This is a genomic window from Cyclobacterium xiamenense, assembly GCF_042140265.1.
GTDB classification, from domain to species: domain Bacteria; phylum Bacteroidota; class Bacteroidia; order Cytophagales; family Cyclobacteriaceae; genus Cyclobacterium; species Cyclobacterium xiamenense_A.
Genome location: NZ_CP159481.1, coordinates 4847166 through 4873287 on the forward strand (window position 1 = coordinate 4847166; position 26122 = coordinate 4873287).

The following is a 26122-nucleotide window of genomic DNA, read 5'->3' on the forward strand; positions in this document are numbered from 1 at the left end:
CACGTTTTCCGTCGGCGAAGTCATGAGATTGCTTCCGTTTCTCCGGGTATCAATGCCTTTCCACAACTCCTGAAAATAGTTGAACTCGCGATTGAAAATGGCCGAAATACCGGTGACTACCAACTGCCCGTTCGATAAAGCTTTCAAATTGGTTTTTCCGAAATCCTCGCAGCCGGTACCTCCCGTTTTCGGTAAGCAGGTATTCGATGCTGACGTTTCCAAGAAGGGCATTTTCGCTTCCACGGTTTAGGGAGCTACCCTCTATATCGATCTGGCTACCTACCTGTACCACTAACCGGTCGTCCAAAAACCGTTTTCTGGCATTCAGATTGAGTTGGGTACGGGTTTGTAGCGATCCTTGTTGGTAATCCTGAAAACTATCCAAATCCACATCCAGCTCCACGCCACTGTTTCCCAATACATTATCTGTCAGGCTTTTTAGTTGCCCCGAAAGCAACTGACTGACGCTGGACCGGGCCATTGCCGCTGTACTGCCTCCACCCGCATTATCGCCATCGGGAAAAAACCGGTTCAGTACCATCAGGGAGAAAACCTGCCTATTCAGTTCTCCCTCCCGGTTGTTCAATTGTTGTACTTGTGCATACACACTCCCCCCGGCGGCGCCCCGTTGGTCTTCGGGCATGTCCATGCGAAAGGAAATGAGCGGACTTAGCAGCTCTCCGTTGATTATCAAATACACCAGAAAGGGAAGTTCTTGCCGGTATTGTGCCATGTTTTCGCGGCTCCCGCCCGCAGCAGCCGCGGTCATCAGCCCTGCAGCGGATGTTCGAATGCGGTAAATGGCCGTTATGTCCAGGTCTGCATCCATGGGGTCCCCGGCCCAGGTGATGGAACTTCCTTCCTGAATATCGAATTTCCGGTTGACCAGATTGTACAGGCTGAGCTCGTAGTGTCCTCTGCTGAGCTCATACATCCCAGTCAGATTGATACGGCCATTGGGATCAATATTTAAGCGCAGATCCGCTGCCCCTTCCAAAAGCAAATTGTCTCCCGACCGCTGATCGATCACCAGATTAAAAATGGCAGAGCGGGACACCTTGAGCAAGGCAGAGATTTGATACCCGGAAAAACCTGCATTGACGTTTTCGTTGAGTCGCTTGGTGAGTACATCCTCCGGATCGGCTCGGTTCACAAATAATACCACCCCTTCTCGTTCGACCACATCGAGCTGGCTCTCGGGAACCACAAAACTCAAATTGGTACCGTCTTCAACGGTTAATTCGGCGTCCACGATCGGTAAATTCAAATCTCCCTGAATGGTGACCGCTGCCCCAATGATTGCGTCTCCGTAAAATAAATCGTTATCCTCTACCGAAGCGTTGAGTACGCGGAAATTTTGGGTTTGCAGCGTCAAATCAAACCGCGGATTGCCGAGGCTTTCCGTCGAAATTTTCCCATCCATCTTAAATTCGTTTTCCTGGGCATCCCGAATGGTCAATTGATTCAGGAAAACCCCGCTCTCGTCCAGTTCGATCTCTTGCTTGTCCAGCGCAAAAACGGTATTTAACGCGGACACTTTAAACTCGGTATCCTGAAAGCGAAGTCTGCCTGCGTACCTGGGGGAGTTGGTGGTTCCCGCTACCTCGAACGAACCCGACAGGTAGCCCGAACCGTCACGGATAGCCCCTGCGGAGAGTCCTGCCAGAACCTCCATCTCCAAACGCTCCAGATTCACGGCAAGGTCCAATTGAGCGCCTTCCGTATCGGCAATGTAGCCACCCGAAAGCTGCAGTTCAATACCCTTGCCTGCAAGCCCCAAATCGAAATCGTAGTTGTTATCGCCCCTGGTGGCTGCATTCAGGCTCAGATTACCAACCGGTACTTCCAACACGTGCAAATCGCGAACCGATAGATCGGCCAGTAGACCGGTGGCACCGAATGGATTTTTGACGATTACCTCTCCATTAACCAATCCCGAAGCGACCATCTCGTCTGCATTTAGCAGACTGGTGAAGGTGGACATGCGGAAATCCTTGAAATTCACCGAAATGGCTTCCTCTGTACGGTTGGAAACGGAGAGCTCCTGCCCTTCCCGGCTGAAGACAAATTCGCGAAAACCAAGCAATGAAGACCCCAGCACCACCTCATTATCAGGGGGAATCAACCACTGCTTTCTATTGAAAATCAGACGGTCCGGATTTACATGTACCCGAACACTATCCTGCATGGGACTCACATCGAATGCGAGATGGGTAAGTAAGGTATCTTGGTCCCAGGCATTGAAATCCAGGTAAAGCATCTTTTGCAGAACCCTACCGGTAAAATACGTTCGGCCCAGTGAAAGCGGTCCTGACTCCAATGCCACTAAACCAAAATTAAAATCAACGTTCTCTGGATCGCTTTGAATCCGCATGCCCAGGCTATCCATAACCAACCCGGAATAGGAAAGGTAGGGAAAAAAAACGGTGCCGTCCAGGGCGGCATTTGCCTCGTCAAACGTGACTCTAACCGATCCCTCGTCCAACCGTTCCAGCCCGGGCAATACCACCTGGTTGAGCAACAGGGTCGAGCGAACTTTTAAGGCCAAATCCGCCAGTACCGCGGTAGAATCCTGCGCATGCGGACGAGAAACACTATCCGAAAAATACCTGCCCACATGCCTTACCAAGCCATCAACGGTGCGGAGCGGATCGGCGTTTGCGTGAAAAGTGCCCTCTAGCAAATTGCTCGATAGTTTGAAATCCGTCGTATCCGGACTGACACCAAGCGAAAGGTCCCAATCTCCCATCGGCAACGGCTGCTCGTCCAATACCACGGTACCATTCCTGAGCTCTGTTTGCAACTCGTAGCTTTCGCCGGAGCCCTGCGCAATTGCGCTCAAATCCATGCCCAGACGAAGCATTCTTGGACTCAGGTGTAAGCCATACAAGTCGGCGCCGACCAGATTGATGTCCAACTGAAGTCGATAATCCGCTGGATTCAGGTCCACACCTGCCGTCAAGCGCATGTCCAGAAATTCTTCTTTCTGGGCAATTTCCAGATCCCCCCGCCCCTCCGAAATGTCTGCCTGAAGTCGAAGACCGGCGTAGTCGTGACCAAAAACCTCGAATTGACGGATTTGCGTGTCGAGCAGCAAGTCTAAGGCTTCGGGAGGCCCGGTGTTTCCTTTCGCCGTCAAGGCAAAACCCAGGTCGCCAAATTGGGGATTCTGCAACAGGTTTCCCAGGGGAAAGCCAGTTAGATCAGACCGGAGTACATAGTCGTATCCACCTTCGGCCTCAGCTACGGTAACCTCCAGATCCATGCGACTTTCGTAGGCAGCCAGTTGGGAGTAAAGCGAAAAATTTTCCAGGGAGCCTTCGCTGCGAAGCATAAGTTCCAGTTCGTTAGGATAAGCGATACCCAGGCTATCTTGCGGATAAAGCCGGTCTAAATCTTCCCCAACACTGCGAAAGGAAAGCGAATCCAAGCGCCAGGAAAATTCATCGGGATCCATTGGTGAGCCAATTTGGCCCTGTAAACGCATCGCCGTACGGCTCCCCCAACGGCCTTCGACGTTCTCCAGTACGAGAGATTGCATGGTGCCCGAAGCCATGATTTCGCCGGATATGGATTTCTGTTCCAGAACTTGCAGGTACGGGTCGTCCCGTAACTCCGGAGAAAAATAGTAGGCGTCCGTTAATCCCAGCCCCATCTGGGGCAGCTGTAGAGAAAAACGGGAGGCCTCCGGGCGAGCGATAAAATCGTCAAGGGATTCGAATGCAACCTGCATGCTAGCGGCCAGACTACTTGAACCCGTAGCTACGCGCACTTCCTCCAGCCGCAAGGCGGTTGTATCCAATTGAAGGTCCATTCGGAAATCCTTCAGGGCAAAGCCTGAACGTTCTCGAAACGCCAATTGCTTTAGGGAGGCTCCGGCGCCGCGAGCATTTAGAAAAAGGTGGTTGGACTTCAACGTAAGATCCGTAAGCTCGACGTTTTCCGGATCGAATGCTCCCCGTATTGCCTGCTTTCCATTCACCCGATAGCGCAATTGGTTTTGGGTCAAATCCAGCGAAGCTAGCGCTACATCCCAGTCAGGCCAGGATAAATCCTCCACTGGGGAATCTGCTGGGGGAAGATCTGTACGATACTCTCCCGATTCACTGCTGTAGGCGATCTGGCTATTTTCGAGCTGCACCCTTTTGATACGGATGCGCTTTTCCGGCAAGTTGGCCTCCGGCAATTCCAGGAGAAAGGCCCCAATACTGGCTTTCAGATCCATGCCATCCGGTACAGATTGGTACCGCGCCTGAATATTGCTCAGGGAAAACCGATCCAGGATAAGCAGCGGCAGCTCAAGGCCCGAATCCGCTCCATCGGTTTCTTCGGGAAGTGGTTCCTGCTGTGTGTACCGAAGTTCGCTGTTTTCCCAGTGAAGATTGCTGACATGAAATTCCATGCTTTCGAGAGAAGTCATCTCAAGTGTTAGGTTCAGTTCGCCAAGGTCCAAAGCAGCCGATGTACCCGAAAAATCATCGGCATAGCGGATTTTCCAGTGTTGAAGGATTATCGGGCCTGAAGAAATGTCCGAAAAGGCCTGGCTTTGTTCCGCGTCTTCCGAAACGGGCGTGCTGTCCGAAGCAGATCCCGCAAATGCGTCTACAAGGAAATCAAAATTAAAGGTGCCCGCTTTATCCCGGCGAACGTTTGCCCGCAGCCCTTCCCATTGCAAACGGGAAATAACAAGTTCGTTTTCTCTAAAAAAAGGAAGTAGTGCCACTCCTGTTTCCAGGTATTGCGAATAAATCAGGGTATCCCCACGCTGGTCTTCAAGGTAAAGCCCTTCCAAAAACACGTCTCCCCGAAAGGTCACAAACAAGCGGTCGATCGAACATCGGGTATTCGCTTTTTCAGTAAGGTACCTTGTCGCTTTACCGACGATTATTCGCTGACCAAATGGGCTTCTTATAAACAGCAACAGACTGGTAAGGAGCAGCAGCAGGATCAGGGAAATCCAGCCGGCTACTTTTAAAATCTGGCCCACTATGGTTTTTTTCTTACTCAAGACTACAAATATGGGTAAAAAAAGAGTGGATAACCGACCCACTCTCGTGTTACATAAAATTTATTCTTCAGAACATTCGTATCAAAGACTACACCAAAAATTTACAAAAAATCCAGGGGAATCTCAACACGCACCAAATGAATATCCCATTTGCAGATTTACCTCATAATAATAAGAGGTAATCCTGACAATCTGTCTGTATTTTATTAAATTTGCAGTCCGAAAGAAAGTAATCCCATGGAAAACATAATTAAAGACATCGATATCATCCGGGAGGAGGAGGACAAAAGCTGTGACGTAGCAATCACTGCGGAAGAAAGTACCGGAGGAACAAAAAAATTGTATATAGAAAGTTACGGTTGTCAGATGAATTTTTCGGACAGCGAAATCGTCGCTTCCATTATGAAGGACAATGGGTTTGATACCACATCTGATTTCAGGACTGCGGATGTGATTTTCTTAAATACCTGTTCGATACGGGAAAAAGCCGAGCAGACGGTACGAAAGCGCCTCAGCCAATTCAATCAGGTAAAGTCCGAAAAGCCGGAACTTACCATCGGGGTATTGGGATGTATGGCCGAACGGCTGAAGGAAAAATTACTCGAGGAGGAAAAACTGGTCGACCTTGTGGTAGGGCCGGATGCCTACCGGGACCTGCCCAATCTGGTGGGACAGGCAGAAGAAGGAAGCAAAGGAGTAAATACCTTTTTATCAAGAGAAGAAACCTACGCGGATATTTCTCCGGTTCGGCTGAATTCCAACGGAGTCTCGGCTTTTATTTCCATCATGAGGGGCTGCGACAACATGTGTTCTTTCTGCGTGGTTCCCTTTACCCGGGGTCGCGAAAGAAGCCGGGACCCTCATTCCATCGTGAACGAAGCCCGAGAACTGTTTCAACGAGGATACAAGGAGGTCACGCTTTTGGGGCAAAATGTCGACAGTTACAAATGGTCGGCAGAAGAAAATAACAAGGCCCGTTTGAACAAAAAAGAGACAGTACTGTCCGAAGTGATTCATTTTTCAGATTTACTGGAAATGGTTGCCCGTATTGATCCCCGACTACGGGTACGTTTTTCCACCTCTCACCCCAAGGATATCACGGACGAGGTACTGCTGACGATGAAACGGTACGACAATATTTGCAAGTACATTCATTTGCCGGTTCAAAGTGGTAATTCGCGTATATTGGCGCTGATGAACCGTACCTACGACCGGGAATGGTATCTGGATCGGGTACGGAAAATTCGTGAAATTCTGGGAGAAGATTGTGGCATCTCCTCGGACATGATTGCGGGTTTTTGTTCGGAAACGGAATCGGAACACCAGGATACGTTGAGCATGATGGACCTGGTCCAGTACGATTTCTCCTACATGTTTTACTACTCGGAACGACCCGGAACCCTTGCCGCCAAAAAGCTAGCGGACGATGTGCCTCTGGAAACGAAAAAACGGCGACTGCAGGAAATCATTGAAAAACAAAATCAACTTTCCTTGATGCGTAACCAACGAGACATTGGCACCGTGCAGGAAATTTTAATCGAAGGTCAGTCCAAACGCTCCGCCGAACAATTGAAAGGAAGAAATTCAGCGAATAAGGTGGTGATTGTTGCTGCGGGAGGGTTACAAATTGGCGATTACGTACAGGTACGGATTACGGATTGCTCCTCAGCCACGTTATTTGGAGAAGTCACCGACTGATAATCAGGAAAAGCGTATGGTCCCAATCAGCGAATCAGAAATTCTCAGTGTCAAACAACGGTTTGGTATCATAGGTAACAGCCCCTTGCTAAACCATGCCATTCAGGTAGCCATGCAAGCGTCTCCCACAGAGATGACGGTACTTATTACCGGAGAAAGTGGGAGTGGAAAGGAGTCTTTTTCGAAGATCATCCATGCGCTCAGCAAGCGGAAGCACGGTAAATTCATTGCCATTAACTGCGGCGCTATACCGGAGGGCACAATTGATTCCGAGCTCTTTGGTCACGAAAAAGGGTCGTTTACAGGAGCACATGAGGCCCGAAAAGGATACTTTGAAGTGACCGATGGAGGGTCTATTTTTCTGGACGAAATCGGTGAGATGCCCCTTGGGACCCAGGCCCGGCTTTTGCGCGTGCTCGAAAACGGAGAGTTTATCAAAGTGGGATCCTCCAAAGTCCTGAAGACGGACGTACGGGTAATCGCTGCCACGAATGTAAACCTGCTTAAGGCGGTAGAAAAGGGCAAGTTCAGGGAAGACTTGTACTACCGCCTGAATACCGTTCCGATCTTTGTCCCTCCCTTGCGGCAGCGGGGAGAGGACATGGTCTTACTCTTTCGGAAATTCACCACGGATTTTTCGGAAAAATACCAGGTGAAACCCATCGTTTTGACCGATGAGGCAAAAATCCTATTGACCAAGTTTCCATTTCCGGGTAATATTCGCCAGCTCAAAAATCTGGCAGAGCAAATTTCGCTATTAGAACAGGAACGGGAAGTAGATGCCGATACCCTGGCGCGCTACCTGCCCAACGAAAGCAGCACCCTGCCTGCCTCCCTTCCCGGGAATAAGGGACAACAAGACACCTTCTCGGACTTTTCTGAAAGAGAAATCTTATACAAAGTCTTGTTTGACATGAAAAAAGACATGACCGAGTTGAAAAAGCTGATCCTTGAATCCTATCGCTCGGGCGGCTTGGACCAAACGATCATGAAAAAACACCAGACCCTTTTTGACGACATGGATACGGAAACTCCCTACGAAGATAGTCCGCAACCGTCCAAAAATCTCCCGCTGGTTTTGGAATCATTGAGCGACAAAAAGGCACATACCGAGGAGAAGGAAGTGGCGAGAAACCCGTACGAAGAGGACATTATCGAAGATATTTTACACGAAGAGGACGACCATTCCCTGTCCTTGGAAAAGAAAGAAAAGGAATTAATCACCCGGGCATTAAAAAAGCACCACAACAAACGCAAATACGCAGCCCAGGACCTGGGTATTTCGGAGAGAACCCTGTACCGAAAAATCAAGCAATATGACATCGAGTAACTGTTCATTGCTTCTCATCTGCCTGGCTTCCTGCTGGATACAGGCCTGTAAGGTAGAATACAGCTTTACCGGAACTACCCTGGATTACAACGTGACCAAGACCTTTTCGGTGGCAAACTTCTTTAACGACTCCGGCGGGGGACCGGCCAATATGGGGCAACTATTTACAGAGGAGCTAAAGGACTATTTCCAGCGAAACACACAACTCGAATTGATACAAAACAGTGGAGATCTGCAGCTATCCGGAGCCATCACCCGATACACCATCAGCCCGCAGGCAACCGTTGCCAATCCCAACAGCAACCAACCGGACCGGGCGGGACAAATGCGTATCACCATCGGTGTGGAAGTGGATTTTGTGAATCTTGCCAACGAAGAAGAAAATGGCAAGAAAACCTTTTCATTTTTTCAGGACTACGATCCCCGGACTACCTCCCTCCTGCAAGTAGAAACAGAACTCGTAGAAGTAATATTTGAAAACATCATCCAGGATGTTTTTACATCAACCGTGGCTAATTGGTAAAAATTAAGTAACTTAAGGGAAGATACATAAACCGAAAAGCTGTGAACTCTCAAGAATTTCTCGCCCTGCTTCAAAAAATAGAGCATTTGAGCCCTGAAGATTTTAAGGAAGCGCTTTCCTTACAGGAGGAGTTTCCCTACTTCCTGTTACCTAAGATTCTTGGAGCGAAATACGGATGGGATCAATCGCCGGACCCTTCCAACGAGTTGTTGCATGCCGCGGCGGTGCTTAGTCCCGACAGAAAACGACTGAAGGGATTGCTCACGGGGAGTCTGTCACTGAGGCAAACCCTTTTTCCGGATCAGCCTTCCGCAGCGGAAACGGAAGAAAAAAAAGAAAGCGATGCTTCTCTACCTGCATCTGTTCCTGAATCTTCCGCGTCAGAAGCGACGGCACCTCCTCCAGAACCGCCCCACACCCCATCTTCCCGACCTAATCGGGACGAGATTCTGCGCAGGTTGGAAGAAAACCTAAAAAAAATCAAAAAAAATGGTGGCAGTCCATCTTCGGAAGAGGAGTCAGAAAAAAAAGGAGCAAATTAAGGGGGTAGCTCCGGACGCGTCCGCCGGTGACCTGATCGATAGCATTGCCGAAAAGGAAGAGCGGCTGGTAACAGATGAGCGGAAAAAAGAACAAATGGACCTGATTGATTCGTTTGAGGAAAAGCCCATTCGCCTGCCGCGGGAGCAAATGGAGGTACAGCCGGACTTACCGGATCTGTCTGAAAAAAGCACCCATCTGAACGATTCCATGTTTTCCGAGTCTTTTGCCAAGCTATTGGTGAAGCAAAACAAAAAGCAAGAAGCCATCGAAATATATAGAAAATTAATATTGAAATTCCCAAAGAAAAAGACTTACTTTGCAGATCAAATTGAAAAATTAAAAGCATAAAACATGTTTGTAGTACTGATCAGTATCATTATTGTATTGGCCGTGTTGTTGATTTTGGTCATTCTTGGCCAGAACTCAAAAGGAGGAGTGGGAGCCGCGTTTGGCGGAAGTGCTTCGCAAATTATGGGTGTAACCAAAACCGGTAACATTCTGGAGCGGGCAACCTGGGTTTTGGCCATTGCCATTTTGGTGCTTTCACTTGGATCTTCTGCTTTTCACCGAACCAGCGCTCCCTCCGGATTTAGCTCTCCCAACGTAGAAAATGCGCAAAAACAAATACTCACACCTTCTTTCGATGAGGAGTCCTTACTCCCCACTCAAGGCCAGGAGATAGAGCCTCTTGAGTCGGAAAGCGCGGCTGATTCCATTGAATAACGATCGGTTTATACGAGATATTCCGGGCCTGTTTATAAAAACAGGCCTTTTTTTATTTTTCAACAAATCACCGAAAATATTGACGAAAAGCGGGAATATGACTAATTTAACGTTTTAACAACCATACAAAACCGACCAAAAACACGATTTATGTTTGAAAATCATTTAACAATGGAAGACTTGGGTGCCGATAAGTGGCCCAATATCATCCTGTGGGCCGCTCCCGTGATGTTTTTATTGGTATTCATCGAGTGGGGAATCAGCTTGTATCAGAAAAAAGACACGTACGACAGCAAGGATTTCATGGCCGCCACGACGATTGGCCTGGTAAATGTCGGCATCAGTGCCCTGCTCAAAGTCTTTACCTTTGGAATCGCATTGTTTTGCTGGAACCTGGTACCTTGGAAAATACCGGCTACCTGGTGGTCGTTCATTGTTTGCTTTTTTGCCATTGATTTTGCTCGCTACTGGGCGCACCGCGTGGCTCACGAGCAGCGCTTTTGGTGGGCTACCCACATTACCCATCACAATTCATCCAAGTATAATTTTTCGGTCTCCTTTCGATTGGGATGGACCCAACACATAAAAATTATCTTCTTCGTACCGGTGATGCTTATGGGATTTGATCCCTTTGTGTTCTTCATTTGCCACCAAATAGCCGTTTTGTACCAATTCTGGATCCATACCGAGTACATAACGAAGCTTCCCCGGCCTATCGAGTTTTTCTTTACCACGCCGTCGCACCACCGGGTCCATCATGCCAGCGATGCGCATTACCTTGATAAGAATTACGGTTCGACCTTTATTATTTGGGACCGAATATTCGGCACATTTATGCCGGAAGGGGAACGACCCAATTACGGCATTACCAAACCGGTCACTTCCTATAATCCGATTTATTTAAATTTTCACGAGTGGGCAGATATCGTTAGGGACCTTCGGAAGGCAAAAAATGGGAAAGAAGCATTCCGTATCCTCTTTGGTAAACCGGGTGATGAGGTGATCAAAACCCGGGAACTGCGGGAAAAAGAAGCCGAGGAAAAAAATAAGGCCAGGGCTCACGAAGCCCCGCGCCCTATTCTCGTAAGCAATGAAAATTCGCTGTTGAAAAAAGAAGAATAACGAATGAACTGAACGGGTTCACAAAGAGGCTGTCTTTCCCTGGGAAGACGGCCTCTTTTTTTTGCAAAGGAAACGGCAGGTATCAGTCCGCCGTACGGCCGATGCAATGTCCCTTATTTTACCCCTGGCTTGCTGTACCCGGCTTAGGGCGTCACGTTTTTTAACAACAAACGTTTACTGACCGGCAGCAAGCTTTCCTCCAAAGGAACCTGTTGCGCAGAATGGATTTTCCAGGTGGACGGATTGGGCAAGTCGGTAAACTTTTTGACCAGATCCATTTTTATACGTTCGTAGGTCACTGTCAAACTCCTTTTAACTGCGGCGATAAACCGCAGGGCGATTCCCCTAAAGCGGTCCACGCTATTTTGAAAAAGGTTTATCTGGTACCGGTAAATAAAAACATCCCGGGAATGCTGGTAAGATAACAAGGCATAGCCTTCCCGTTGATAGATCGGTGTCAAGCCTACCGGTTCTATTTCCAGGTGGCTTTCGATAAAGTCGTAGATGGATTTTCCTTCTTCGATATGCTGCTTGATTTTGGGCAGGGAGAAGGAAATGATGTCGCCTAGCTCTTTCATGACATCATCCTCCTGCATTTTGTTTTTGTACCTGATCTTCATTTTCTGCAGATCGATACCTTCCATTTCTTTCGGCAACGCAAGTTTCAACTGATTTCGGTTTTGATCCAAAAGCGAAAGTTTTTCGTGGTGCGCAATCAAATCACTTAGGGCCGGATACAGCTTTACCGCCTGAAATTTTTCGTTTACTTCCTTTAGGTAAGCCAGTAAAAGATACTTTTTGTACTCGAAATCAATCCAACCTTCCGAGATCCAGTTTTCAGATAATTTGTCCATAGGTAAACGTTGTTAATTCATGTCACAAAAAATACGAAAATCGGACCTGCCATGCAATGCCATACAGAAAAAATGACAGATCAAAAAATAGCTTTTCAGACGGCTGTCAGGGAGTGACGGATTAAATAAGACTTTATGTCAGGAAAAAGTATTCCTTTAGGATTGGCACAGAAAGTGTACAATGGGAAAATGTATTGTAGAAATTAAACTTTAAAAATAACTCAATCACAATGTCTAAAGTTAACATCCAACCTCTAGCAGACAGGGTTTTGGTAGAACCCGCTGCTGCTGAAGAAAAAACAGCTTCAGGTCTTTACATTCCTGACACTGCCAAAGAAAAACCACAAAAAGGCACCGTCGTCGCGATAGGAAACGGCAAGAAAGACGAGCCGTTGACTGTCAAGGTCGGAGACACCGTCCTCTATGGCAAGTACGCCGGTACCGAACTTTCCGTGGAAGGTGCAGATTATCTGATCATGAGAGAAGCGGACATATTCGCTATCCTGTAAGGATCCTTTAATCAAGTTTAATTAATTCTAACGAAAAAAAAGAGTAAAAATGGCTAAGGAATTATTTTTCAACACGGATGCGAGAGATCGTCTGAAAAAAGGTGTAGATGCGCTTGCAGACGCAGTAAAGGTAACGTTAGGTCCCAAGGGCAGAAACGTGATTTTGGACAAAAAATTTGGTGCCCCAACCATCACCAAAGATGGGGTAACCGTTGCCAAGGAAATTGAACTGGAAGACGCTATCGAAAACATGGGGGCCCAGTTGGTGAAAGAAGTCGCCTCAAAAACGGCAGATGATGCCGGAGACGGTACCACTACCGCTACCGTTTTGACACAGTCGATTTTTTCAGTAGGTATCAAAAACGTAGCGGCAGGCGCCAATCCCATGGACCTAAAGCGAGGTATCGACAAAGCGGTAAGCTCTGTAGTAGAAGAATTAAGAAAAGCATCCAAGCAAATTTCCACTTCGAAAGAAATTGCTCAGGTTGGGACCATTTCTGCAAACAACGATGACGAAATCGGTAAAATGATTGCAGATGCGATGGAAAAGGTAGGCAAAGACGGGGTGATTACCGTCGAAGAAGCCAAAGGAACCGAAACTGAAGTGAAGACCGTTGAAGGGATGCAGTTCGACCGAGGATACCTCTCTCCTTATTTCACCACCAATACGGAGAAAATGGAAGCCGAATTGGAGAACCCTTACATCTTGATCTACGATAAGAAAATCTCCGCCATGAAGGAGTTACTTCCTGTATTGGAACCCGTAGCTCAGTCTGGTCGACCACTTTTGATCATTGCCGAAGACGTGGATGGAGAAGCGCTTGCTACCCTGGTAGTGAATAAAATCCGAGGCGCATTGAAAGTTGCTGCGGTGAAAGCACCAGGTTTTGGCGATCGTAGAAAAGCCATGTTGGAAGACATCGCAACACTTACCGGAGGTACCGTGATTTCTGAAGAAAGAGGGTACAAACTGGAGAACGTTACGATCGACTACCTGGGTACCGCCGAAAAAATCAATATTGACAAAGACAACACAACCATCGTAAATGGTGCTGGTGAAAAAGCAGCGATCGAAGGTAGAATCAACGAGATCAAGAGTCAGATCGAAAAAACCACTTCGGACTACGATCGGGAAAAACTTCAGGAGAGGCTTGCCAAGCTTTCCGGAGGCGTCGCCATCCTGTACATTGGTGCAGCCACTGAAGTAGAAATGAAAGAGAAAAAAGACCGCGTCGACGATGCCCTGCACGCTACACGCGCCGCTGTACAGGAAGGTGTAGTCGTTGGGGGTGGAGTTGCTCTGATTCGCGCTTCTGCCGCCTTGGATAAACTAAAAGGAGCAAACGAAGACGAAGACACCGGTATCAACATCATCAAACAAGCAGTGGAGTCTCCATTGAGAACCATTGTTTCCAATTCCGGTGGAGAAGGTTCTGTGGTCATCAACAAGATCAGAGATTCCAAGGGCGATTACGGATACAACGCGAGAACAGATAAGTTTGAAGATCTGTTCAAAGCGGGTGTAATCGATCCTACCAAAGTTACCCGTTTGGCGCTGGAAAATGCTGCCTCAATCGCGGCACTTCTGCTGACTACCGAATGTGTGGTAGCGGACATCAAGGAAGAAGCTCCAGCTGGACCTCCAATGGGAGGCGGAGGAATGGGCGGTATGATGTAATGCATCGCGTCCGGGAATAAGAAAAAGGGGAAGCCTACAGCTTCCCCTCTTTTTTTGTCCCAATCTCAATCAAAGTGTCGGTCCTTGGCCCACTGGCACCCCGTCGATGCATAGGCAACAAAAAATGTGAAGAATATTTTAATACTGAGATTATAGTGTTAAATTTCAGAAAATAGAGATCGAGCGAGAGAAATGTTATTTTAAAAATCAATGTATCCATTCGATTTAATTGTTTTAATTGATGATGACCCCATTAATAACTTAATCAATAAACGGTTAATCAACAAATTAAACCTTTCACCCAAAACCATCGAATTTTTAGAAGCAGAACGGGCACTGGACTACTTAAAAACTCCAGGATTGGATAAAAAGGTATTGATTTTGGTAGATATCAACATGCCGGTAATGAACGGTTGGGATTTTCTAAGCCACTATGTGGAACTTGAAAATGAACGAAATGATCGGATCATCATGCTATCGAGTTCGATAGACTTCCAGGACCGGCAGAAATCCAAAGAGTTTCCTTTTGTTAGCGGGTTCATAGAAAAACCCTTAACTCACGAAAAGCTCGAAACACTCATCTAGCCTACCGCTTCCCTCCTGCCTCCCTACCCTATTTCACTACAAACCGGCTATTTTTTTTGCATGCGTAACCACCTGGCCCCGTGCGCCTTAATTCGGACCGGTGCATGAAGCGGGATTTTCTCGCCGCTGACAGCATCTTCCATCTCGACATAGGTCGGAGTTTCGATAGCCAGGCTTGCATCTATCGGTTCGGCTTGTTCGTTCAATAAAAAATAATGGTCACTTTCCGGACCTGCCAGGCGGTATACAATCGCTTGTTCGCTGCTTACCGGAGCTTTGATTCCATCGGGTAGGATTGCGTGCAACAGACGCTTTTCAGCAAAATCCTGATGGGGCCTAAAACAAGCTCTGGCAGCCTCGTAGCCGATAAGAATGGCCTCTCCCTTTCCTTTTTTCTGTGAAGTAATCGCCGCCTTCCCGTTGTCGAATCGTTGAACCACCTGCGCAGAAACAGGTTGAATATCACCTATGGAACCTTTCAGTGCTGCTCCCTGCACGGACCAATTCCGGTTTATACCTGAGAACTGGTATTCTCTCAAGATTACACCAAACAGGTCCGCAAAGTCACTGTCGCTACCCCTGGGAAAAAGGGCCGAATAGGTATCCATCCAAGCCCCTGGCATGTCCATCACCAACCGCCCGCCCCTTGAAACATATTCGGTCAATATCGAAACGATGGATGCGTCCAGGGCCAGTATTGCCGGTAGGTAAATGACGGGATAGCGTTGGGCCAGGCCCGCTTCCAAATCCTGTTTATTTACAAATTCAAATGGAATATCGGAATTGATCAACGCACGCGTCAGCCCAACACGAGCCTCCATGGGTCGGTACCTCAGGCTGTCCTGCCCCTTCAGCGATAGGGCTGTCCACATGGCTTCGTTGTCCCAGTCGAAGAAAACACCGACCTGCGGTTCTTTGTGCATGGACCAGATCTCTTCCCTGTATTTTTGCATGGCTTTGGCGATCTTTCCCACGGCTATGGCCCGTTCGGTGACGTTATTCTGATGATCCAGGAGGGCATATTCACCGACTTCCGCCCCAGCTGTCCGCACCGACCAACTCCAAAGGCCCCAGCCCTTGAATCCGGCGGCAAGCATGCTTAGTACAAATTGCTCCATTTCCGGAGCATCTACCGTAAACCCCTTGTTGTTTTGCCCGAATTTTTCTCCGCCAAACTGCTGAGGGCCTCCAGTGGTTTCCCAGCCACCACTCCAGCCTCCTTTGAACATGTCCTGAATGTAACTGGCTTGCATGTACACCGTAGGACCCAGCTCGTCCCGAACCTGGTCAAAATGCCAGGTGAAATGAATCGACGGGTAAAAGGAACCGACATCTTTCATCGCTTCGGCAATTCCAGGAAAGTTCACGCCAAAATAGGCATGTGGACGAAACAAACCGAGTTCTCCCCCTGCCCGGTAGGGTGCGTCAGGGTCAATTTCCCGGAAAGACTTTACTTTTTCTTCCAGAGCCGAAATCCCATAATCCGCTTTGAAGCGGAGGATATCCCGGACGATACGCAGTTCCCGGTGATTGTACGTAGGCCACCTTTTCTCAAAATCCTCCCAGGAAGTGTAGGGCTTTCCCCCCGTTGCCAGACCGTGGTGGTGTTGATTGTGTGCAAAATTAAGCTGCTCAATGGTTTGATACTGCTCCTTCGCCCATGTTACAAATAATTCCTTGCCCCTATCGCTCAAATCCAACCCCCTTTTGCCGACAATTGGGTCATAGGCACTGCTGGAACCACGGATGCGTTCCCGGTGCCCGGTACGACGCACCTCCTCGGCATACCTTTGTACCCGCTTTTTCAAAAACTCGGTTTGGTAGGCAATCATTTTTGGATGCCGCCGAACTTCGCTCAATTCCATGCCGGTTGGGAGGCCGAGTTTCTGAAGCAACTCTGGACCAATCGGATCCCAGCCTCCCTCGGCATACCACCAGGGAATGAGCCCTTCCTCCAACGCAATCCGTTGGATGTCCTCCAGCGACCAATCCGGCAATGGCATGATTTGTTTGAGATTTGTAAAGCCCAACTCTTTCATCGTCCGGAAGTGCCAGCGAATCTCTGCTTCACCCTCTCCCGGTCGCTGAATGTATACCACTCCTGCTGGTACCGGAGCCAGGTCCCGGTAACGCTGTTGGGCTGCAGAATGATGCCTGCTATCGTATAAATCGTGTAGAAAATCGTGCTCCTGCCGGGCTTCCAGGCATGATGGAAGCAGAAATCCAAGCAACAGGCAGCCGATAAGGGATTCTTTTTTCATCTGATACTACATTTATATTAAAGGTATTACGGTCCTTTTTTACCCCGCAGGGATGTTGGAGACCTTGGTTTCTTTCCCGCGAACGGAGCGTCCCCAAATAGGTAGCCGCGGTCTTGCCCCATTTGATCGGAGGGGCGCGTTTATTCCAATGCTATCGTCAAATTCCCTACAAATACACGTTCGGCGTCGTCAGAGATTCGTACTTCGGGTTCCGGCTGACCCGGTGCCTTCAACACCATCACTACCTTCAGGTTTCCCTCCATTTCCAGGTCGATTACCTTGCTTTGGGTATACGACCGGCCGTTCCAGACGATTCCGGGGTTCACCCGGGAAAGCCTGCCGCCGTAAGGAACCTTACCTTCCTTTACAACCTGCCTCCCGAGGCTGCCCAGCGCAATGACACGTAGGGTATAACCGGTGGGTGTATGAATTGTAAACCCATTTTCAGAAAGGGAAACCTCATTGAATTCGGGAGTAGCCATTCTCCAGATTCGTCCGTTTTCGGATCGGTCTTCAACCAGGAATACAGCTTCTGCGGCGGATGCTTTGTCGTAACAAACGGTAAATTTACGCCGGTGCTCCTGCACCCCCGTATTGCTTCCCTGTCCTACTGCAAAACCGGAACCGGAGCCGTCGAAGCCAAAATCCAGCAGTATACCCGCGTCCATTTTCCCCTTTTGGTCTGTATCCGGGACCTGGGGAAATACGTTGGTTTGACCAGCGATTTTTCCGGTTCTGCCAGCTCCGATAACCAGGGGAACACCCCCACCGATGATGCGGAATGTATTGACATCCGGCCCTTTGTGCCCGGAGATGCGTCTGGAGGAGGTATTAAAAACAGCCACTATGTCTTTGTCGTTGGCGAATCGGTTTCTAAAAACGACCACCCCCTGCGTGGTATCGGCGTGGTTTAACCAGCCGCTTTCGGCTGGATTTTTACTACGCACCTCCTCCGGATAATAGAGCAGGCTATAAAGGGAGCTGTCGCCCAAATAGTCGTGCATCCATTTGATTTGGGGAAGTTGGGACCGCGGATACAGGCGAAAAGCCAGTCCGAAAAGTCCCGTGCCAAGATTTAGGTTGTCATCGGATAGATCGGGCTTCATTCCCGTGAGTCCTTCCCTGGCAAAGATATTGACCATGGTTGGTGCCATGGCTTCGACGGCCTCACTGGCGGTAGGAGCGAGCATTTCCAGCGCAGACCGGCTGTTTCCCTGGCCCCCTCTGTTTTGGAATGCGATGAGGGCCGGGCCGATAAACGACCAATTGTACAAGTGGTAACCGATACTTTCCGCGTTCCAGCCTTGTGGATAGATGTTTTCCCTGACATGATCCATCAGTCGCTTGGTGGCGTCCCATACCAGCGGATCCATGAGGGAAGGTTCTTCCGGAAAGGGATTGTCCCAGACCATTCCCGCAAAGAGGGCCGCCCCCCAGCGTACTCCCATCCAATTACTTACCAGGCTGTAGTTGGCTTCGGCACCCATGTTTGCCTGAGTGGTATAGGTGAGTTTGTACAATTGCCGGTTTACCAGGTTTCTTTGCCCGGGAGACCATCCGGTATAACACAGATCGTATGTCATCGCCAGCGAGCGGAGGACGGCTGCCCGTGTGAGCCCTCTGGATATGGGATTGTTCACAATTACCCGGTCCTCAAACAAACGCTCCAACTGAGAAAATGCCCGGTTGGCAAATCCGGTTTCGCCGGAAAACAAATGCAAAAGGGCGAACATTTCGGCCGATTCAGCGAGTTGCCGGGCATCGGGATTCCCTTCCTGCAGGTCCTTTGCCAATTGTTCCGCCTTTTCTCTGCAGGCAGGAATGACACCGGCGTACCGCTCCTCTGCCAATTTCTTCCGAAGAACTGGCACTTCCTCCGGCAACAGCAGACCTCTTGGATGCATCCCCACCGCAACCGTGCTGTCCAAATCCGGCATATCTATCAGCCAATCCAAAGCATTTTTTTGTGCCATTGTAGTGGATACCTGCCCAAGCAGCAGCAACCCCAGAGTCAGTATCCCCAACAGCGAGGCCTGTCCTCTATTCCCGTTAGTGTCTTTCAATGCCATTTTTTGTCCATTTCATCGTTTGAACCTTACCGTCCAGCTTTAACCGAAGGACACCCTTTCCAACCGTTAACACCTCCGATGTATACACCCCTTCCGGGCTCCAATCGGCGAAGTTTACTTCTTTTTTATTTATCCTACCGGTGGCATGCAATGCATCCCCCCGATACGCCATTTCCAGGGAATCACCGGTACTGGATCGGTACCTTGCTATCTTTGAACCATGGCTAAGTCTCAGGGCGGATTCAGCCTGCATCTGCCCCATGAATTCCTCAAAATTTGCAAAAGATTCGCTCTCGTGTACTTCCAACACATACCCAGAGAAAGGCCCAGGCACCACTAATATAGAATAATCCAGAAAAAGATCCCGCTTTCCGGACCATCCGTCCCTTGCAGGAGAATCGATCCAGTAATAGTCTTTGGAGAACGGTGTAATTCCTATGTATACCCGGTCCGATCGGAGAAATAGCTTTCCATTTATTTCCGTGATTTCAGCGCCATTTTTCGGGACAAATAGCCAGCAGGCTTGCTGGTACCTGGCCTTTTTCAACCAGTCAATAAAGCCCGGGCTGTCCACCGCAGGGGGTTTGTCCAATTTCACCAACGCTTCTTTGCCCAGCTTGTTTCGCATGGGCTGGGCCGGGTCCTTCTTCTTTCCCATGCTATCGGTTTCCGCAGCAGCAACGATGAGGGTTTGCCGGTACTGAAAGGTCTGGGTGTAGGGACTGTGTCCCCCCGGGCTCCCATGAAAGGGCTGCCCTCCCCCCATGGTTTGAGGTCCCTGATCCGTTCGAAACACGAGGGACCACTGAACCTGTTGGTTGGGATTATCCAATCGGTTTAGGTAAACGCTTCCCATTCCGAAATTCCTGCTTCCGTAGAAATATTCCTGCGCATCGTTTGGTTGATCCATAGCGTAGGTAGGCCTGGCGACGGTTAACTCCAGCGGCATGTCAAAGTCTTTGTGAAAAAGCTTCCATATCAGTGCATTCGGTCGGTATCCGCTGGTCGCCTGATGTAAGGAACCGGGCTTGTCGTCCAACACGGGAGAACCAAACCAGGTATGAAACAGGCTACTTAGCTCGCCTCCCCGATTCAACTGAGCGGGACCGCGTTTCTGTGCACCAGCCAGGACGCCATCGTACGATTTTACGGCCAGGGTGATGAGGAAATAGTCTAAAATGGCCTTCGTTACATCCCTTACTCCTGCAGACCGGGCAAAATCGTAAACGTTTAACAAGGATTCGATGCTATGAGGATAATAAATCTCGGAATCGTATTCTCCGTTTCCCGTGGTCAATAGCCTTTCTAAAAAATCAGATAAATACCCATTCACCAGGGACTCTGCCTGATGGACGGGCCAGCCGGAAATTCGGGCACTGTCCGGAAAGTAGCCGGCATACACCATGGCTGCCGTTCGCCACATGATTTTGTGATTTTCGGTGCCTCCGTCTTTCTTATTCCCGCCCAGCAATTCCCCCGGCTCTCCCACCAGATCATGAGGGATAGAAAGGGGCGCATAGGTCCGGTATCCATCCGAAGGTCTGGACAATGCCGAATACTCTGCCACAGCCTGCTGAAATTGTTTTCTCCAGCGGGGACCCATTTCCTCGGCGAGAAGGGGGTAAAACCGGGCCCAGTTCTTGGCAGCAAAGTGGTATTGCTGGGCTAAATTTCCCGGTATTGACAAAAAGGCACGGGTCAATGAATCCGAGGAGTTCTGTAGTAACTTTGCTGTGGCAGGAATGAGGTCCTTTTTTAAGGCATCTCCGCCAAACCGAATGATCTGTCCGTCTTCTCCCCTTTCTTTGGGTCCAAAATATCCTGTCGGGCCCTGTCGGATTTTTCTTCCGGTATAAGGAGAAAACACGTATTCTCCTTCCACTGCCCAGGTCTTAAAGGAACGTCCGGTGTCCGGACAAATGGCCGTGCCCTGAGACCTTTTTGCAATCTCCTGAGCCGCCAGTCTTTCCAACAGTCCGGCGGATCTGTCCTGAAATCCCTGCTCATCCGGATAGCTCTCAATGGACCAATATTGCTGGGAATGGACTTCGGTGGGGAAAGCAAGGGCAAAGCCTCCCAGGAGAATACAAAGGAAAAGCCCGGTAAAAGGCTTTTCCTTTGAAAAAAAACACTCCATAGGTTTAGCGGTCAATGTTTGGGTTTAAATCCAGTTCGTTTTGCGGAACAGGCTGCCAGGTTCTGGCTGTCCAGTCGATGCCGCCCGGTCCACGGTCACCATTGGGAATCTCCCGCTGCAGGGCTTGCAGGGTAGTACAGCCTATCGTTCTCAAAAACCAACTCTTTCATCCGTTCGATTTCGATGACTTCGGCAGACATGGGACCCGAATAGGCTTCCAGCCCAGCCCTGTTCCGAACGACATTCAGGTCGGATCGGGCACCGTCTTCGTTTCCACGGGAAAAACGCAGGTAGGACCGGGTAAGATGGGCTTCGGCCGCCCGCATCAGCGGGAGGCTGGAAACGCGATTCGATGCTTCAGCCTCTCCTGCTCGGTACCATTTATGCCCCCACACCTCCCGGCTAGCCAAACCCTGGTAGGCTGGTCTGGGGTCTTCGTTCGGTCCAAACGAGATAAACAATTGCTGGTACCGCTTATCGTTCATCGCTTCCTCGTGGTTGTCCCAGCCGGTGATTGATTTAAAGTGTTCGCTCAACGACATGATCTGGTTGTTATTAAACCGGTTCGTAAGGTTCCATCTCCCATTGGGATCGGAGTATCCCAACCACCGGGAAATCACAGGTGGTTTCCACCGGGTTTGCGAACCAGAGGTTACGTACTGAAACACCACCTCGTTGCCTTTGTCACCAAATTGGTCTTTGTTCCAGGCTTCAATGGGATCCTGATCAAGCGGATACCGTCCTGAATTCAGGACCGCATCCGCATGTTCCTCGGCTTGCTCCCAATTTCTCATTTGGAAATTGACGCGCATGGCCAGGAAATGAGCCGCCATACGGTCTTGCCGATCCACGTAGGCGGGAGGATCTCTGTCCGCGTCGTATTGCTCCGGCAGCAATTCAATGGCCTGTTCCAAATCTGCCAAAATTTGATCGTACACTTCCTGAACGGTACTCAATTCAGGATTGTCAAAAGCAGAGTTGGGCATCCTGTTTTTGATAATTACCGCTGGAGCACTATTGTCGGAACCATAGGGTGGTGCAAAAATGCGCACCAGGTGAAAATTAACCCAGGCACGCAACCAGTAAGCCTCCCCCAAAATACGGGGGGTCCAATGCGACTGTGCATCGTCAAAGGCACCGTTTTGGTCCACCCAATCGATTACCGCATTGGCAGCAAGCAGGACTGCATACCCAGCCTCCCAGTTGCGCGTAGGTTGGGAATGCGAATTGTTGGAAAAATCACGGTTGTACCAATCGACCGCATCCTGACCCACCACTCCCAGGTCATCCATTAGTTTTCCCACATCGGAGATGGTGGCGGAATAAATGGCCTGGTTGCCATGGATGCCACGAAAACCTCCGCTACCACCTGCTACCCAAAGCGCACCATTGACCAGTTGTTCCAAATCCTGGGTGTTTCTGGGTTGCGAAAATCCATTGGAAACAGTACCGATATCTTCCAGCCACTGGTCTTCGCAGGAACTGAATAATCCCGCTGCCAAAAACAGGAGCAGGCAAACGTATGTATTGATCGTTGTTGTCTTTTTCATGTTCTTTTTAGGTTAGTTGTTAAAAAGTAAATGAAACACCCCCGGTAATGGTACGCAGTTGGGGAAAAGGGCTGCCGCCCACAAAACCCTGCGTCAGGTTCCGGTTTTGGCGGTTGGAATCAAAATTAGCCACCTCCGGATCAAAGCCATCGTATCCGGTAAAGGTCAGCAGGTTGGTGGCATTGACATATACCCGCCCATTCTTGATATTTGCTTTCGAAAGCCAGGTTTGGGGTAGGTCATAGCTCAGTTGTACATTTCGCAGGCGCACAAAAGAGCCATCCTGCAGGTAGAGGGAAGTGGATCCCGGTCGGGCCAGGGGTTCGTTTTCCCGCGTCCGCTTCAAGTTGCTCTGTCTGGGCAGTTCTGCGTTGGGATTGTCTTCCGTCCAAACACGCTCCTCCAGGTCTGCCCGGAAGTTTGAGCTACCGGAGACTTCTACCCGATTTCCATCGTAGAGGTAATTCCCGCCCTGGAAAGATAGAAACACAGTCAGTTCAAGTCCTTTGTAGCCAAAGGTATTTTGAAAGCCCCCAAAATAGGTGGGCAGGCCGCTCTTTCCTTCCAATTCTACCCGGTTTTGCTGGGCATTGGCAGGAGTCGCCAATATTGTTTCACCTGTTTTTTCGATGATCCCGGTTTCGGCAAACAGGTCTTGGTTGATTTCGTAAATGTACTCGTAGCCGGTAGCGGGATCAATAAAGGCATGCTCTGCCATGAAGTAGGTGCCCAATCGGCCTCCCGATCGGGTAATGGTGGCTCCCTGAACGATTCCCAGGTTGTTTTCATCCAGTCGGGGGACCAGGCGCATGACCCTGTCACGTATCAGCGTCAGGTTAAAATCCGTTCGCCAACTAAACCCTCCCGGACGATCGATGTTGACGCTATTGAGGGATAGTTCAACCCCTCGATTTCTCAAATCGCCAATGTTGGTCCAAATGGCCGAACTTCCCAGCAAAATGCCCTGAGACGGAGGGATGGGATTCAGTAATAGCATGTTTTTCACATCCTGTTGGTAAAACCCAACAGAACCGCTGACCCGCGCTTCATAGGCCTCGAAGTCAAGGGAAGCGTCAAAGGTGTTGATTTCTTCCCATTGGATATCCGGCACGCCGATAACGCTTTGAATGATTCCCGATCCGAAGGAGTAGGCTGGCCAGGTCACGTATTGGTTTTCCAATACATTGGGTATATCGGCATTTCCGGTTCGCCCAAAGCTCGCACGTAGTTTTAAAAAGTTCACCGGGCCCAGGCTACTGGCAAAATCTTCTTCACTGAGTATCCAGCCCGCAGACAGGGCTGGAAATTGCCCGTATCGGTTGTCTCTGCCAAATACGGAAGCCCCGTCCCGTCTAAAACTCGCCATGGCATAATACTTGTCCTTATAGGTATAATTCAGTCTTCCAAAATAACTCTGTATCCGAAATTCCGGGAAGGTTCCGGTTACGAGAGAAATGACATTGTCTCCGGCTGTCTCTCCAATATTGAAATCAGAAGAGACCAGATTTTCAGCCCGAGCGTCCGTTCGGAAGAAATTCCTGCGTTGCCGTTCCGCACCTGCCACCAGGGTAAAGGAATGTGCATTCATTTTCTTTGTATAGGTAGCATAGGCGTTGATATTGAGGTTATTGCGCAAGGTATTTCCTACTTCTCCGTACCGGGAGATACGTACCGCATCGCTGACGTGATAGGTGGATTTGGTATACCAGGTATCGATTCCCCCCTCGGCCCGTAGACTCAGCCCCTCCAGGGGTGTGTATTCCACAAAAACATTGCTGATGTTTCGGTAATTTTCTGCTTTATCCAGAAAGTTGGAAGGAAGGTTTGCCACGATAGGATTTCGCCCACCAAAAGGGTCGAAATAACTGCCGCCTTCCAAAAATACAGGCAACACCGGTACCGCTCCGCCGATAGCTGCGCCATACCCGCCCCGGTTTCCACGGTCCGGTCTACCCCCATTGGGGTTGGCTTCGTTGGTTCCGCCCAACTGACCCCGTTGATTTTCAAAATAATTAAAGTTGGTTTTGATTCCTGTTTTGAGCTTATCCGAAATGGTGAAATCCAGATTCGCGCGTAATCCATAGGTTTGCAACCGCTGCGCATTCATCAATCCTTTGTGGTCCTGGTACCGCAAGGAAATGAAGTAGGAGGACCGTTCGGTACCCCTCGTTGCGGACACGTTCACGTCCTCAATGGATCCCTGTCGCCAAATAGGGGAAAGCCAATCCGTTCCCCCTGCGGCTGCCACCTGCTCCACCATTTGCCGGGTGAGGTATTCATTGGGAGCATCGATAAACGAACTCACCAATCCACCGTCTACAACCGGGTCCCATGGGCGGTCAAACCCATCGTTTGCGAACGAGCTATCTACCATCCGGAGCCATTGAGCGCCGTCTGCCATTTCCACCATGTTGGCCGGCTCTTGCACGCCGTAGCTGTAGTTGAAGTTAATGCTACTCTGACCCTTCTTTCCCGACCTGGTGGTGACCAAAATCACCCCATTGGCTCCCCTGGAACCGTAAATGGCCGTAGCAGCTGCATCTTTTAGGACTTGAATGTCCTCGATGTCGGAAGGGTTGATGGACATAAACGAATTGATTCCCCCCTGACCGGTGAGTTCTTGTGTCAAAGGAAAGCCATCTACTACAATAAGGGGTTCGGATCCTGCTGAGATAGAAGATGTACCCCGTATAAGAATCCTGGACGGCGAGCCTGGTACACCACTACCCTGGTTCACCTGCACACCTGCCGCTTTTCCCTGCAGGGCCGCATCAAATGAAGGCACCTGTACGCGTGCCAACTCTTCTCCCTTGACGGAGGAAATGGCACCCGTGACCTCCCGCTTGAGTTGGCTACCGTAGCCCGTAACCACTACTTCTTCGAGCGTGGTATTGTCTGGCTGCAAGGTAATGTCAAAAGTGCCTCCGTTGGAGAGATTCACACGTGCTCTTTTGAACCCAATAAAGGATATGATCAGGTAGCCCTCTTCCGGGGTCTCCAGCGAAAATCGTCCATCCAGATCGGTCACGGTACCTGATGATGCCCCTTCTACAAAAACGGTTACCCCGGGTAACGGCTCCCCTTCGGAATCCCTCACAATGCCACTGACAGTCTTGAATTCCTGCACCGCTGCCGCCTTGGTAGACGAGCGAGTCCGGCGCTTATTCACGGCTATCGTTGTGTTGATTTGCTTGAATTTCAAGTCAGTTTTGGAAGAAAGCTCCGCCAGAATATCTGCTACCCAACGGCGATCGGGAATCAGGGTTACCTTCTGATTCAAATCAACATTCTTTTCAAAATAAAAAAAACGAAGGTCACTTTCCGCTTCGATGGTCTCAAATACTTGCTTTATTGTAAGGTTTTGGTTAGTTAGGGCCACACGGATCTCCTCGATGCTTTTTACCTGTCCATTCACGGAATGAGCAACCACTGAAGTCATGGTCACCACCAAACAAGCATATCCATACAGTACAAATTTGACTGACATAAGTAGTATGCGTAATAAATTTTTCATAATTTAGAACGTTAGATT

Annotated in this window: 17 protein-coding genes; 10 read left to right on the plus strand and 7 right to left on the minus strand. The window is 49.4% G+C overall.

All coding sequences use genetic code 11. From position 1 onward, the window contains the following. Positions 1 to 49: 49 nt before the first annotated feature. Entirely contained in the window at positions 50 to 5008 is a 4959-nt protein-coding gene (locus ABWH99_RS19720) for a translocation/assembly module TamB domain-containing protein (RefSeq protein ID WP_375583518.1), read from the minus strand. 237 nt (positions 5009 to 5245) lie between these two features. Here ABWH99_RS19720 and miaB point away from each other — a divergent pair, with 237 nt between their 5' ends. The 7 genes from miaB (at position 5246) to ABWH99_RS19755 (ending at position 10947) form a co-directional block, all read left to right on the plus strand. Next, positions 5246 to 6706: a tRNA (N6-isopentenyl adenosine(37)-C2)-methylthiotransferase MiaB gene (gene miaB, locus ABWH99_RS19725; RefSeq protein WP_375583519.1), complete on the plus strand. Its 1461-nt coding sequence runs from the start codon at positions 5246 to 5248 to the stop codon at positions 6704 to 6706. 16 nt (positions 6707 to 6722) lie between these two features. Continuing rightward, positions 6723 to 8036, plus strand: coding sequence for a sigma-54 interaction domain-containing protein (locus ABWH99_RS19730; protein ID WP_375583520.1), 1314 nt, complete (start codon positions 6723 to 6725; stop codon positions 8034 to 8036). Next, complete coding sequence (locus ABWH99_RS19735; RefSeq protein WP_375583521.1) at positions 8023 to 8559, plus strand: LptE family protein; 537 nt, start codon at positions 8023 to 8025, stop codon at positions 8557 to 8559. The genes ABWH99_RS19730 and ABWH99_RS19735 overlap by 14 nt, the downstream gene beginning before the upstream one ends. Before the next feature lie 41 nt (positions 8560 to 8600). Beyond that, on the plus strand, positions 8601 to 9101 hold the full coding sequence (locus ABWH99_RS19740) for a hypothetical protein (protein ID WP_375583522.1): 501 nt from the start codon (positions 8601 to 8603) through the stop codon (positions 9099 to 9101). Next, the gene (locus tag ABWH99_RS19745; protein ID WP_375583523.1) at positions 9049 to 9450 is read left to right on the plus strand and encodes a hypothetical protein; all 402 of its coding nucleotides are present in this window, start codon (positions 9049 to 9051) and stop codon (positions 9448 to 9450) included. Before ABWH99_RS19740 ends, ABWH99_RS19745 begins: the two co-directional genes overlap by 53 nt. A 3-nt stretch (positions 9451 to 9453) precedes the next feature. Next, a complete protein-coding gene (secG, locus tag ABWH99_RS19750) occupies positions 9454 to 9825 on the plus strand; it encodes a preprotein translocase subunit SecG (RefSeq protein WP_375583524.1) in 372 nt (123 codons plus the stop codon). Positions 9826 to 9975: 150 nt separating this feature from the next. After that, positions 9976 to 10947: a sterol desaturase family protein gene (locus ABWH99_RS19755; RefSeq protein ID WP_375583525.1), complete on the plus strand. Its 972-nt coding sequence runs from the start codon at positions 9976 to 9978 to the stop codon at positions 10945 to 10947. Between the two features lie 143 nt (positions 10948 to 11090). Here the strand turns inward: ABWH99_RS19755 and ABWH99_RS19760 are convergent, their stop codons facing one another. Then, positions 11091 to 11801 (minus strand): hypothetical protein, encoded by a 711-nt coding sequence (locus ABWH99_RS19760; RefSeq protein ID WP_375583526.1) that lies wholly within the window; start codon positions 11799 to 11801, stop codon positions 11091 to 11093. A gap of 230 nt (positions 11802 to 12031) precedes the next feature. Here ABWH99_RS19760 and groES point away from each other — a divergent pair, with 230 nt between their 5' ends. The 3 genes from groES to ABWH99_RS19775 all read left to right on the plus strand — a co-directional run bounded on the left by groES (position 12032) and on the right by ABWH99_RS19775 (position 14573). Then, entirely contained in the window at positions 12032 to 12310 is a 279-nt protein-coding gene (groES, locus tag ABWH99_RS19765; protein WP_073095107.1) for a co-chaperone GroES, read from the plus strand. Between the two features lie 49 nt (positions 12311 to 12359). Continuing rightward, positions 12360 to 13988, plus strand: a complete 1629-nt coding sequence (groL, locus tag ABWH99_RS19770; protein WP_375583527.1) for a chaperonin GroEL — start codon at positions 12360 to 12362, stop codon at positions 13986 to 13988. A gap of 210 nt (positions 13989 to 14198) precedes the next feature. Continuing rightward, positions 14199 to 14573, plus strand: coding sequence for a response regulator (locus tag ABWH99_RS19775; RefSeq protein ID WP_375583528.1), 375 nt, complete (start codon positions 14199 to 14201; stop codon positions 14571 to 14573). 47 nt (positions 14574 to 14620) lie between these two features. Here ABWH99_RS19775 and ABWH99_RS19780 read toward each other — a convergent pair whose 3' ends face one another. From ABWH99_RS19780 to ABWH99_RS19800, 5 genes are all read right to left on the minus strand, one after another. Further along, the gene (locus ABWH99_RS19780; protein WP_375583529.1) at positions 14621 to 16834 is read right to left on the minus strand and encodes a beta-galactosidase trimerization domain-containing protein; all 2214 of its coding nucleotides are present in this window, start codon (positions 16832 to 16834) and stop codon (positions 14621 to 14623) included. A 140-nt stretch (positions 16835 to 16974) separates the two neighbouring features. Further along, a complete protein-coding gene (locus ABWH99_RS19785) occupies positions 16975 to 18903 on the minus strand; it encodes a hypothetical protein (RefSeq protein ID WP_375583530.1) in 1929 nt (642 codons plus the stop codon). Next, positions 18884 to 21040, minus strand: coding sequence for a hypothetical protein (locus tag ABWH99_RS19790; protein ID WP_375583531.1), 2157 nt, complete (start codon positions 21038 to 21040; stop codon positions 18884 to 18886). Before ABWH99_RS19790 ends, ABWH99_RS19785 begins: the two co-directional genes overlap by 20 nt. Positions 21041 to 21135: 95 nt before the next feature. Next, on the minus strand, positions 21136 to 22590 hold the full coding sequence (locus ABWH99_RS19795) for a RagB/SusD family nutrient uptake outer membrane protein (RefSeq protein WP_375583532.1): 1455 nt from the start codon (positions 22588 to 22590) through the stop codon (positions 21136 to 21138). Between the two features lie 19 nt (positions 22591 to 22609). Continuing rightward, a complete protein-coding gene (locus tag ABWH99_RS19800; RefSeq protein ID WP_375583533.1) occupies positions 22610 to 26104 on the minus strand; it encodes a SusC/RagA family TonB-linked outer membrane protein in 3495 nt (1164 codons plus the stop codon). Between the last annotated feature and the right edge of the window lie 18 nt (positions 26105 to 26122).